General features: G+C 71.0%; 11 protein-coding genes. 6 read left to right on the top strand and 5 right to left on the bottom strand.

Translation table 11 applies throughout. The annotated features are described in order from the left end of the window. Positions 1-46: 46 nt before the first annotated feature. Positions 47-934: a hypothetical protein gene (locus ABZ860_RS28495; protein ID WP_357225718.1), complete on the top strand. Its 888-nt coding sequence runs from the start codon at positions 47-49 to the stop codon at positions 932-934. Positions 935-1080: 146 nt separating this feature from the next. Next, positions 1081-1542, top strand: coding sequence for an ATP-binding protein (locus ABZ860_RS28490; protein WP_357225715.1), 462 nt, complete (start codon positions 1081-1083; stop codon positions 1540-1542). 22 nt (positions 1543-1564) lie between these two features. Here ABZ860_RS28490 and ABZ860_RS28485 read toward each other — a convergent pair whose 3' ends face one another. From ABZ860_RS28485 to ABZ860_RS28470, 4 genes are all read right to left on the bottom strand, one after another. Next, positions 1565-2545: an AraC family transcriptional regulator gene (locus ABZ860_RS28485; RefSeq protein WP_357225713.1), complete on the bottom strand. Its 981-nt coding sequence runs from the start codon at positions 2543-2545 to the stop codon at positions 1565-1567. 115 nt (positions 2546-2660) lie between these two features. After that, the gene (locus tag ABZ860_RS28480; protein WP_357225710.1) at positions 2661-2978 is read right to left on the bottom strand and encodes a hypothetical protein; all 318 of its coding nucleotides are present in this window, start codon (positions 2976-2978) and stop codon (positions 2661-2663) included. 166 nt (positions 2979-3144) lie between these two features. Further along, positions 3145-4170, bottom strand: coding sequence for a LacI family DNA-binding transcriptional regulator (locus tag ABZ860_RS28475; protein ID WP_357225709.1), 1026 nt, complete (start codon positions 4168-4170; stop codon positions 3145-3147). Next, the gene (locus tag ABZ860_RS28470; protein ID WP_357225707.1) at positions 4154-6589 is read right to left on the bottom strand and encodes a glycoside hydrolase family 3 N-terminal domain-containing protein; all 2436 of its coding nucleotides are present in this window, start codon (positions 6587-6589) and stop codon (positions 4154-4156) included. Before ABZ860_RS28470 ends, ABZ860_RS28475 begins: the two co-directional genes overlap by 17 nt. Before the next feature lie 342 nt (positions 6590-6931). Here ABZ860_RS28470 and ABZ860_RS28465 point away from each other — a divergent pair, with 342 nt between their 5' ends. The 3 genes from ABZ860_RS28465 (at position 6932) to ABZ860_RS28455 (ending at position 10127) form a co-directional block, all read left to right on the top strand. Further along, on the top strand, positions 6932-8296 hold the full coding sequence (locus ABZ860_RS28465) for an extracellular solute-binding protein (protein ID WP_357225705.1): 1365 nt from the start codon (positions 6932-6934) through the stop codon (positions 8294-8296). A 2-nt stretch (positions 8297-8298) separates the two neighbouring features. Continuing rightward, a complete protein-coding gene (locus ABZ860_RS28460; protein ID WP_357225703.1) occupies positions 8299-9219 on the top strand; it encodes a sugar ABC transporter permease in 921 nt (306 codons plus the stop codon). A 113-nt stretch (positions 9220-9332) separates the two neighbouring features. Beyond that, positions 9333-10127 (top strand): carbohydrate ABC transporter permease, encoded by a 795-nt coding sequence (locus tag ABZ860_RS28455; protein WP_357225920.1) that lies wholly within the window; start codon positions 9333-9335, stop codon positions 10125-10127. A 24-nt stretch (positions 10128-10151) separates the two neighbouring features. Here ABZ860_RS28455 and ABZ860_RS28450 read toward each other — a convergent pair whose 3' ends face one another. After that, positions 10152-10286, bottom strand: coding sequence for a hypothetical protein (locus ABZ860_RS28450; RefSeq protein ID WP_357225701.1), 135 nt, complete (start codon positions 10284-10286; stop codon positions 10152-10154). Between the two features lie 154 nt (positions 10287-10440). Here ABZ860_RS28450 and ABZ860_RS28445 point away from each other — a divergent pair, with 154 nt between their 5' ends. After that, on the top strand, positions 10441-12150 hold the full coding sequence (locus ABZ860_RS28445) for a glycosyl hydrolase family 18 protein (protein ID WP_357225699.1): 1710 nt from the start codon (positions 10441-10443) through the stop codon (positions 12148-12150). The last annotated feature ends 6 nt before the right edge of the window (positions 12151-12156 follow it).

The following is a 12156-nucleotide window of genomic DNA, read 5'->3' as shown; positions in this document are numbered from 1 at the left end:
CGATCGATTCCCGCTTGATTTCCTGCTCGAGTTCCCGGGTGCGTCTGTGCGTCATTATCGGTGGGGTGTTTCCGCCCTTGTCGCCGCCGTCGGATATGGCGCGGTGGTCGCGGTCGCCGCCGTGGTCGCGACGGCCCGCGGCGACATCGGACTTCTCTGGCGGGTGACCCTCCTGTCCGATGTGGACGAGGACGTCACGGTGCGGGACCTGTTCGCGAAGGTGGACGTCACGGCCGTGTGGCCGAACGCGCTCGTCCTCCTCGCGGCGGGCGGCCTGTGGGGCTGGACGCTGTGGCAGGGCCTGCGAGGCCCGGTCGCGGGGCGCCCGCCGGTGACGGACCGCGGTGCGCTGCGGCTACGTGTGGCGTTGTACGCGGCGGCGGGGTCCTGGCTGGTCTACGCGGTCGCACCGGCCTGGCCGTGGTGGGCGGTGGTGATCGACTCGCTGGTCATGTCGGTGGTCGTGGTGCTGTTCCACCCGGTGCTGCGCCGCACAGTGGGGTTCCCCGGACTCGCCCTGGCCGCGGGCCTGCTGACCAACACGAGTGTGGCTGCCGTCGAGGTGTTCGACGTGCTCGACTGGCGCGAGGCACGGCGCGTGGCCGACATGCCCGATCTCAGCGCCGTGGCGGGCCTGATCTGGACGGCGCTGGTGTTTCTGACGCAGTGGCGGGACGGCCGCTGGCGGCGGGCGACCGTCTGGTATGGCATCGCCTCCCTGGTGGTGCCGGTCGCGCTCCTGCCGCTGGCCGTCCCACTGGAGATCGCCGGGATCTCCGGAGGCGTCTACGGCGCCGCGATCACGACCGCCGACGCCCTGTCGGTGATCTGGCTCGCCCGCTCCGCCCACGAGCTCGCCGACCCACCTGACCCGGCCGCCCCTCTCGTCCCGTCCGACCCACTCGGCCCGCCAACCGCCCAGGCCGCCGGGTAATGGTTCGTTATGCGGATACCCGCCCTCGCCTTGGGGATAGCAGGTGTTCGTATGGCCTGCCTAATCTGAGGTAAGTGGCGCTCTCTACGACCGTATGACGCGCAGCGTACGGAGCGTCCGGGGCGCTTCTGCACGGGTGCCCGCTGGTGACCAAGGAGCACGACACGATGAACTCGCAGACCATGGACCGCGCCGACGTCTGCACGGCCAGGGCGGTCGTTTCCGAATACACGTGTCCGGTGCCGCACTCTCCTCAAGAGGTCGTTGCCGTACGGCACCGTGCGCTCGGCGTCCTCGCGGCCTGGGGAACGCCCGGGACCGCCGCGCAGGAGGCCGTGCTGGTGATCTCCGAGATGGTGACCAACGCCGTGCTCCACGCCCTGCCGCCGGCCGAGCTCCGGCTCCTCCTCTGCTCGGAGGACGATCGCGACGTCATCCGGGTCGAGGTCACCGACGCCGGAGCGGCGCCGGTGTGGCCGGGGGCCGGGGCGTCCCCCGGCGAGAGCGGGCGCGGCGCCGTCGTCGTCGACGCCCTCGCCATCCGGCACGGCTCCCTGAGCGGCCCCTCCGGCATGACCACGTGGTGGGCGGACCTGCCGGCCCGCTGAGCGCCGCCCGGCGCGCCCGCGCTCAGCGGCGCAGCGTCTCCGACGGGGACTCCCCGAAACGCCGTCGGTAGGCGAGGGCGAACCGCCCCAGATGGACGAACCCCCAGCGGTAGGCGACGTCGGTGACCGTGGTGGCGCCCGAATCGTGGACCGTGAGTTCGGCACGCACCCGATCGAGGCGCACCTCCCGCAGATAGCTCATGGGCGTCGTCTCCAGCTGGCGCCGGAACCCCTCCTGCAGCGCCCGCGCGCCGACGCCCACCGACTCGGCGATCTCCTCCACCGTGAGCGGTTCCGCCGCCCGCGCCTCGATCAGGTCCACGGCCCGTTCCACCGCCGTCGGTGCGACGCGGGGCTGCCCGCCCGACAGCGCCTCGCTGTAGTTGCTGGGCTGGGCCAGCAGCAGCTGCGTCATCAGCAGCCCCTCCAGCTGCCTGAGCGCGACGGGCTGCTCCAGCATCGCGCCGCCGGTCTCCGCCTCCCGTCTGAGCAGCTCGACGACCGACAGCCAGGACCGGGCGGGCGGCCTGGTCAGGTCCATGCCGAGGGAGAAGGTGAGCGGCCTGCGCGGCGTGCGCCCCAGGAGCTTGGCGAGGTGGGCTTCGAGCGCGGCGCGGTCGAAGCGGGCGATCAGCGACGCGTGCCCGGGGGACCACCGCATGCACATGGGCCGCGTCAACGACAGCACGGCGGCGAGCTCGGGCGTCGCCACGATCCGTTCGCGGCCGTGGGTCACGTCCGCGGTGCCGGTCAGCGGGATCTCGACGAGCAGGTAGCTGTCCAGCGGCCGCGGCGTGATCAGCACCTCCGTGCCGTAGCCGAGCGAGTACAGCCCGACCCCGTCGAACGCCACCCCGTTCATGCGGACGTCGAGCCGGGTCTCCGGATCCACCGGCCGCAGCCCGTGATCGCCGAGGTCGTTTCCGACCCGCGTACGCGCCTCGTCGACGTCGTGTGTGTGCAGCCGCAGGTGCGCGGCGAGTGGCAGCGACTGTTCGGCCATCTTCGCCTCCCCAAGGCGGCAGGCCCCCCGTTCCCGCAGGTCGCGGGCGCGACACAAGCCTACGCGCGCCGCCCGCCCGGGCGGTACGCGGCCGCGGAGAGAACGGGCCGGTCGGTCAGATCAGGCGGCGGGAGACGATGCCGGTGCCGACATCGTGGCCGCACCACAGGCGGAAGCGCTCCCCGGGGCGCAGATACTCGACCGCGTCGTCGTCGGTCGTCGCGATGGTCACCACGTGCAGCCGGTCGCCGGGGGTCAGCGGCTCCTCGTCGTCCGCGGTGATCGCCACCTGGAAGGGGCGGCTGGGTCCGCTGCCGTCCTCCCCGGCGCAGGCGCAGATCACCAGCGACTGCGTGCGGAAGGGCAGTTCGTGCGGCAGGCCGCCCTCGTCGGAGGGCAGGAGCGTGATCAGTGCCTTTGCCTGGACGGTCATCGAGACCACCAACTTTCACGCGACTATTGCACGGCGTCTATCGCACTGCGGTCTATCGCACTGCGGTCTATCGCACTGCGGTCTATTGCGCTGCGGTCTGTCGCATCGCGTCGTCTATTGCACTGTGCAACGTTCGCTCCGACCGAATTGCTTCCCCGTGAGGGCCTCACTCCCCAGTGTGCGCCGCGGGGGCGGTGGAGCCGCGCACCACCAGCTCCGTCGCGAGTTCCACGTGGTGCGACTCGACCTGCTCCCCCGCCGCCAGGCGCAGCGCCGTACGCACCGCGACGGCGCCCATCTCCCGGAGCGGCTGCCGCACGGTGGTCAGGGGCGGCGAGGCCATCCGGGCGATCTGCGTGTCGTCGAAGCCCACGATGCTGAGGTCCTCGGGCACGCGCAGCCCCCGTGCCCTGGCCGCCTCCAGCACGCCGAGCGCGATGTCGTCACAGCCCGCGAAGATCGCCGTGGGCGCCTCCGGCAGGTCGAGCAGGGCCGCCCCGCCCGCCACGCCGTCGTGGTAGTGGAAGGTTCCGGTCCGCACGTACCCCGGCAGGACGGGCGCACCCGCGGTCTCCATGGCGGCCCGGTAGCCGTGCAGCCGGGCCTGGTTGCAGGCCGCGGTGGCCGGGCCGCCGAGGTAGGCGACGCGCCGGTGGCCGAGCCCGAGCAGGTGCTGCGTCGCGGCCATGCCACCGGCGAAGTTCGTCGAGCCGACGCTGGTCACCCGGGCCCTCGGCAGGTTCAGCGGGTCGATCACGACCAGGGGCAGCCGCGCCCGGGCCAGGGCGGTGAGCTGCCCGGCGCTCAGCTCGCCGGTGACGGCGACCAGCGCCCGCCGCCCGGCCGCGACCAGGTCGCGCGCCCACCCTCCCGTGCGGTCGGCGTTGCGCCGGATGCTCACCACCACGGCCACGTCGAGATCGGCGCCGGCCTGCACCGCGCCCTGCACGATCTCGGTGGAGTACGCGTTGAGGTCCGCGTCGAACTCCACCTCGATCGTGTCGGGCGCCGCCTCGCCCCGGCGCTGCGGCGGCGCGACGTAGTCGTGCTGCTCCAGCAGCGACAGCACCAGGGAACGGGTCTCCGGCGCGACGTCGCTGCGGCCGTTGAGCACCTTCGACACGGTCGCGACCGACACCCCCGCCGAGGCCGCGACCGTGGCGAGAGTGGCCCGCCTACGACTGGGCGGCATCTGTTCCTCCCTGATCGGGGCCCGTGGCCGGTCGCACGTCCACGGGGGTGACCAGCCGCCGGTCGTGGCCGACGTGGCGCAGCGGGCCGGTCAGCCGTACGCGGCCCTGGCACGGCAGGTCCGACGCGGAGGTGCCGACGTAGACGTCGATGTCCCCGGGCTCGACGATCCGCCGCAGGTCGCGGCCGGTGAAGGCGGTCCTGTCCGCGTGCACGGTGAAGGTCGCCCGCGCGCTCTCGCCGGGCTCGAGCCGCACCCGGGCGAACCCGGCGAGCTGCCGCATCGGCCTGGTCACCTGTGCGAGCACGTCGTGCAGGTAGAGCTGGACGACCTCCTCGCCCGTCCGGCCGCCGGTGTTGCGCACGCGCACCGACACCGTGAACTCCCCGTCGGTGGGGACCTCGGAGTCGCTGATCTCCAGGTCGCCGACCTCGAAGGCGGTGTAGGACGCGCCGTAGCCGAACGGGAACAGCGGGGTCGGGTCGAGGTTGCTGATCCCGTGGCTGTCGGAGCCCAGCGGCGGCTGCAGGTAGGTGCCCGGCTGGCCGCCCGGGGTCCGCGGAATCTGCACCGGCAGCTTCCCGCTGGGCTGCACCCGGCCGGACAGGACGCCGGCGATCGCCGCCCCGCCCTCCTCGCCCGGCATGAACGCCTGGACGAGCGCGGCGGCCCGGTCACGCACCCGCCCCAGCGCGTACGGCCGGCCCGACACGACGACCACCACGACCGGCGTGCCGGTGGCGGCCAGCTCGATCAGCAGGTCCTCCTGCACCCCCGGCAGCCGCAGGTCCTCGGCGTCACAGCCCTCGCCCGAGGTGCCCTGCCCGAACAGCCCGGCGAGGTCGCCGACGACGGCCACGCACAGGTCGGACTCGCGGGCGGCCGCGAGCGCGGCGGCGAAGCCGGAGCGGTCCTCCTCCCGCCAGTCGCAGCCCCGCTCGTGGACGATCTCGGCGTCCGGCAGCTCGGCACGCAGCGCGTCGAGCAGGCTGGGCGCCTCCACGCCGAGCCCGAGATTCGGGTGGCGGGGCAGCACGTGGTTGGGGAAGGCGTAGCAGCCCATGAACGTGCGCGGGTCGTCGGCGCAGGGCCCCACCACGGCCACCCGGCGCGGCCCCGGGCGCCCCTCACCGAGCAGCGGCAGCGCGTCGCCCGCGTCGAGCAGCACGATCGACCGCTCGGCCAGCTCGCGGGCCAGCGCCCGGTTGGCCGGCGAGTCGAGGTCCACGGTGTCCGCGCCGGCCACCGACCCCTCCGGCGTCCAGTCCGGGTCGAGCAGCCCGAGCTGCACCTTCTGGGTGAGCAGGCGGCGCGCGGCCCGGTCCACCAGTTCCTCGGGCAGCTCGCCCCGCCGCACCCGCTCGGCCAGGTGCCCGCCGAAGCCGAGCGTGTCGGGCAGCTCGACGTCGATGCCCGCGGTCAGCGCGAGCACCCCGGCCTCTTCGTGGTCCGCGGCGACCTGGTGCATCTTCGCGAGGAACGCGATCGCCCAGTAGTCCGACACGACCGTGCCCGTGAATCCCCACTCGTCGCGCAGCACCTCGGTCAGCAGCCACGGGTCGGCGGCGGCGGGCACGCCGTCCACGTCGGAGTAGGAGTTCATGACCGAGCGCGCGCCACCCTCGGCGATGGCGGTCTCGAACGTCGGCAGGATCATGTCCATCAGCTCGCGCCGGCCCATCGGGACCGGGCCGTGGTTGCGGGCCGCCCGCGACGCGGAGTATCCGGCGAAGTGCTTGAGCGTGGCGATGACCCCGGCCTTCTCCAGACCGCGCACGTAGGCGGCGCCGAGCGACGCCACGAGGTACGGATCCTCGCCCAAGGTCTCCTCGACCCGGCCCCAGCGGTAGTCGCGCACCACGTCCAGCACCGGCGACAGGCCCTGGTGGGCGCCCACGGCGCGCATGTCCCTGCCGATGGCGGCGGCCATCCGCTCCACCAGCTCGGGGTCGAAGGTCGCGCCCCACGCGATGGCCGCCGGGTAGACGGTCGCGCCGTAGGTGGTGAAACCGGTCAGGCACTCCTCGTGGACCAGCGCGGGGATGCCGAGCCGGGAGTGCTTCACCACCTCGCGCTGCAGCCGCACCACCTCCGCCGCGCCCTCCACAGCCGTCACCGGAGCACTGCCGAACACCCGCGTCAGGTGGCCGAGCCCATGGCGTGCCGCCTCCTCGATGGGCACCGTCCCCGAGGCGGCGAAGACGTCCTGCATGGGGGCCACGTTGTGCGCGTTGTCGGGCTCCACCTCCTCCGGGGACTGCATGTCGTTGCCGATCCACCGGCTGCCGAGCTGGCCGACCTTCTCCTCAAGGGTCATCTCCGCGAGGAGGGCCTCGACCCGGTCGGCCACGGGGAGTGCCGGGTCCTGCCACGCCCGGAGCGTCCCGTCCGCCGCGTGCGTCCGATCTGGGGCCGTCATCTGCTCTCCTCAAAAAGGTTTCGAAACATTTCGGCGCCACGGGCAGTTCTGTCGTCATATTTTCGGTCGACCATGATCACCAGGTGTGACGCCTGTTCGTCGGTACTTTACACACGCCTCACGCTGAGCTGGAGAGCTCGTGAGAGCGCTCTTGACAGTCAGGTACCGCAAATCTAGATTGGCGTGCCACGCGGCTTGTGTCGAAATGTTTCGAACGAGCTGACTTCAAGAAGGAGTGGACAGTGGCACCGGGGTGCCGATCCACGTCGCCCCGCCCCGCCGCGTCCGAGTATTTTTCAACGAGCCGCGGCCAGCCTCGGCGTTCGACGTACGGAGATCAGCGTGGAGTCCAGGAATACATCCCGCCGCACCTTCCTCAGCCTTTCCATGGGCCTCCCCCTGGGTGCCGCGTTGGCGGCCTGTGGCACATCCGGCCCGGCCCCCTCCGGCGGGGGCGCGAGCGGCGGTGCCGCCGGCGGCAACGGTGGCGGCGGGGGCAAGGCCACCTACTGGTTCCTCCAGGGCCCGCCCGGTGAGGCTCCCCGCACCGCGTCCGTCGAGCGGTTCAACAAGGCCAACCCCAACGGCCAGATCGCGATCACCACGATCCAGAACGACGCGTACAAGACGAAGATCAAGACGGCGATCGGCGCGAACCAGGCGCCCACCATCATCTGGGGCTGGGGCGGCGGCGGTCTGCGCAGCTACGTGCAGGCCGGCCAGGTCGAGGACCTCACCTCGTGGTTCGGCGAGAACGCCGCCGTGAAGGACCGGCTGTTCCCCGGCGCCTTCGGCGCCGCGACGATCGACGGCAAGATCTACGCGATGCCGTGCGAGACGGTGCAGCCGATCGTCCTGTTCTACAACAAGAAGGTCTTCGAGAAGGTCGGCGCCCAGCCGCCGCAGTCGTACGGCGACATCCTCGACCTGGTGAAGAAGTTCAACGCCCAGGGCATCGCGCCGTTCTCCCTGGCCGGCCAGTCGCGCTGGACGAACATGATGTGGCTCGAGTTCCTCTTCGACCGCATCGGCGGCCCCGAGGTGTTCCAGGCCGTCTTCGACGGCGAGAAGGACGCCTGGAACAACCCCGCCTCCATCGAGGCCCTGACCAAGATGCAGGAGCTCATCAAGGCCAACGCCTTCATCAAGGGCTTCTCCTCGGTCACCGCCGACTCCAACGCCGACCAGGCCCTGCTGTACACCGGCAAGGCCGCGATGATGCTGCACGGCAGCTGGTCGTACGGCATCCAGCAGGCGCAGGGCGGCGACATCGTCCCCAGCGGCGGCCTCGGCTGGATGAACTTCCCGGGGGTCGACGGCGGCAAGGGCGACCCGACCAACACCGTCGGCAACCCCGGCCAGTACCTGTCGATCTCCTCCAAGGCGACGCCCGAGCAGAAGGAGATCGCCAAGAAGTTCTTCGCCACCGGCGTCCTCGACGACCAGGAGCAGAAGGACTGGGTCGGCACCGGTGGCGTGCCGATCGTCAAGGGCTCCGACAAGCTGTTCGCCGGCTCCAAGGACGCCGAGTTCCTGAACTTCATCTACGGTGTCGCCAGCAACGCCAAGGTGTTCGCCCAGTCGTGGGACCAGGCGCTCAGCCCCACCGCGGCCGAGGTGCTGCTGGACAACATCGCCAAGCTGTTCCAGCTGTCGATCTCGCCCCAGCAGTTCGCCACGAACATGAACGCGGTCATCGGTAAGTAAGCATGTCCGCTATCAACGCAAGAAGGACGTCGTCCGCCGTCGCGCCCAAGACGCGCGGCGGCGCCGTCCTGCCGTGGCTGGCCACGCCGGCGCTGCTGGCCTTCGTGGTCTTCGCGCTGATTCCGCTGATCGGGGTCCTGCTGCTCAGCTTCACGTCCTGGGACACCCTGGGCGAGATCAAGCTGACCGGGCTCGAAAGCTGGCGGTCGGTGCTCACCGACCCCGGTCTGCCGCACGCGCTGTGGGTGACGTTCCTGATCACGGCGCTGTCCTGGGCGGTCCAGACACCGGCCAGCATCCTGATCGGGGTGTTCCTCGCGGGCCGTCAGCGCTACCGCGAACTGCTCGCGGTGCTGTACTTCATCCCGCTGCTGCTCAGCTCGGCGGCCATCGCCATCACCTTCAAGGCGCTGCTCGACCCGAACTTCGGGCTCGGCGCGGGGCTGCACATCGACCTGCTCAACCAGGACTGGCTCGGCGAGCCCGGCCTCGCCATGGCCGTCGTGATCTTCATCGTGTCCTGGCAGTTCATCCCGTTCCACGCGCTGCTCTACCAGGGCGGCGTACGGCAGATCCCGCGCTCGCTCTACGAGGCCGCGGAGCTGGACGGCGCGGGGCGGGTCCGCATGTTCTTCAACATCACCCTGCCGCAGCTCAAGTACACCGCCATCACGTCCTCCACGCTGATGGTCGTCGGCTCCCTGACCTTCTTCGACCTGATCTTCGTGCTGACCGAGGGCGGTCCCGGCGACGCCACCCGCGCGCTCGCCCTGGACATGTACAAGCGCGGCATCCAGGCCAACCTCATGGGTCAGGCCTGTGTGATCGGTGTCATCCTCGTTCTCGTGGGTCTCGCCCTGGCGCTGCTGCTGCGCCGGCTGGGCGGCCGCAACCCCAACGCCAGCCAGCTGGAAGGGGCCTGACCGTGACCGCGACCCACACCTCGAGGGCGGCCCAGCGCGCCGCGGCGCCGGGAGCGCACGGACGCCGCCGGGCGAAACCGTCCTCCCAGCGCCCCAACTGGCTGGCCGGTCTGATGGGCTGGCTGTGGCTGGCCGTGGTGATCATCCCGATCTACTGGATCGTGATCACCAGCTTCAAGACGCAGTCGAACTACTACGTCACCAACCCGCTGGTGCCGCCCAGCGATCCGACGCTGGACAACTACCGGCTCGTGCTCGACCTGGACTTCCCGCTGTACTTCCTGAACAGCCTCCTCGTCGCCATCGGCACGGTCATCCCGTCGGTCCTGTTCGCGTTCATGGCGGCGTACGCCATCGTCCGGAGCGCCGGCGCCAGCCGTTTTCTCCGCGGGGTGAACTCGCTGTTCCTCATGGGCCTGGCCATCCCGCTGCAGGCGACCGTCATCCCGGTCTACCTGCTGATCATCAAGCTGCACCTCTACGACTCGCTGACGGCGCTGATCCTGCCGTCGGTCGCCTTCGCGATCCCGCTGTCGGTGCTGGTGCTGGCCAACTTCATCCGGGACGTGCCCAAGGAACTGTTCGAGTCGATGCGGATGGACGGCGCGACCGAGTGGAAGACGCTGTGGGGCCTGGCCTTCCCGCTCACGCGGCCGGCCGTCGTGACGGTGTCGATCTACAACGCGCTGCAGGTCTGGAACGGGTTCCTGCTGCCGCTGATCCTCACCCAGAGCCCCGACAAGCGCACGCTCCCGCTGGCGCTGGCGGCGTTCCAGGGCGGTCCTTACGGCGTGAACGTGCCCGCCGTGCTGGCCTCCGTCGTGCTGACCATCCTGCCGATGCTGATCCTCTACACGGTCGGCCGCCGTCAGCTGCTCAGCGGCCTGACCGCCGGTTTCGGCAAGTGAGTTCCGGCAGGTAAACGCAGGACCTCACTCCCCGCCGTACAGACGGCCGAGATCGACGAGTTCCACGTCGGGCCGTCTGTCGGCGAGGCGAACCAGCGCGGCGGAGAACCCCGAGCGCGCGAACAGGAGCAGCTCTTGGGCAGCGCGGGCTGCCCACACCGCTTTTCGGGTCTTGTACGGGCGCCTTCCCGGGGTTACGCTCACGCCTAACTATTAGGAAACTTTCCTAAGGAAGGAAGGCCACGGGACCGGCCGTCGTGTCACCCGACGCCTCCTCGCGGACGCCGATCGGCACCCCGGAAGGACGGCATTGATGAACAAACGGCTGCTCAGCGCGGTGTTACTCGCGTTGGGCCTCTGTCTGGCAGGGGTCGGGGCGGGCCCCGCGCCCGCGTCGGCGTCCAGCGCGGCGCTCGCGTACGCCGCCTGGGCGCCCAACACCTACTACGCCACGGGCACGCGGGTGACCTACAACGGCGCCGACTACGAGTGCATCCAGGCGCACACGTCGCTGACGGGGTGGGAACCGCCCAACGTCCCGGCGCTGTGGAAGGCGCTCGGGAGCGGGGGCGGTGACACGACGGCTCCCAGCGTCCCCGTCGGCCTGCGGGTGACGGCCACCACGTCGAGCAGCGTGTCGCTGGCGTGGAACGCCTCCACCGACGACGTCGGCGTAACCGGCTACCAGGTCTACCGCGGCGCGCAGCTCGTCACCACCGTCACGGGGACGACGTACACCGACGGCGGCCTGGCCTCGGGCACCGCGTACAGCTACACGGTCAGGGCGCGGGACGCGGCGGGCAACGTGTCGGCGGCGAGCGCCGCCGTCTCGGCCACGACCGGCGCGGGCACCGGCACGCCGGGGCAGCCCGGCGCCCCCACGGTGACGGGCAGCACCGACACCTCGATCTCGCTGTCGTGGACCGCCGCGAGCGGCACCGTGACCGGCTACCGCGTCTACGAGGGCACGACCCAGCGGGCCCAGGTCACCGGCACCACCGCGACGATCGGCTCGCTCGGGGCCTGCACCACCCACACCTACACCGTCAGGGCGTACAACGCCGCGGGCGAGTCCGCGGCGAGCGCCGCCGTCACCGGCACGACCACCGGATGCTCCTCCGGCGGGGGGCTGCCCAAGCACATCCTCACCGGCTACTGGCACAACTTCGTCAACCCGGCCGTCGAACTCAAGCTGTCGCAGGTGCCACAGGACTACGACGTGGTCGCGATCGCGTTCGGAGAGGCGACCACCACGCCGGGCCAGGTGACGTTCGCCCTCGACCCCGGCCTGTCCACCGCCCTCGGCGGATACACCGAGGCCCAGTTCAAGGCGGACGTGCAGGCGCTCAGGCAGCGCGGCCAGAAGGTCATCCTCAGCGTCGGCGGCGAGGCGGGCCACGTGCAGGTGTCGAGCGCCGGGGCGGCCACGGCGTTCGCGAACTCTGTCTACTCGATCATGCAGACCTACGGGTTCGACGGCGTCGACATCGACCTGGAGAACGGCCTCAACGCCACCTACATGGCCCAGGCGCTGCGCGAGCTGCGGACGAAGGCGGGCTCCGGCCTGATCATCATGATGGCCCCGCAGACGATCGACATGCAGTCGGCGGGTATGGAGTACTTCACGCTCGCGCTGAGCGTCAAGGACATCCTCACCGTCGTCAACATGCAGTACTACAACTCCGGGGCGATGCTCGGCTGCGACCAGAAGGTCTACAGCCAGGGGTCGGTGGACTTCATCACCGCGCTGGCCTGCATCCAGCTGGAGAACGGCCTGCGCCCCGACCAGGTCGGCCTCGGCCTGCCCGCGGGTCCCGGCGCGGCGGGCGGCGGCGTCGTCTCTCCGGGCACGGTCACCAGCGCGCTCAACTGCCTGGCGCGGCGCACCAACTGCGGCTCGTTCGTCCCGTCGCGGACCTACCCCGACATCCGGGGCGCGATGACCTGGTCGATCAACTGGGACGCCGCGAACAACTGGAACTTCTCCAGGACCGTCAAGCCGTTCCTCGCCACCCTGCCCTGAGCCACC

Origin of the sequence: Microbispora sp. NPDC046973 (assembly GCF_040644495.1) — a bacterium.
Classification (GTDB): domain Bacteria; phylum Actinomycetota; class Actinomycetes; order Streptosporangiales; family Streptosporangiaceae; genus Microbispora.
Note: the sequence above shows the minus strand (reverse complement) of the source record. Positions and strands in the feature narration are given on the sequence as shown.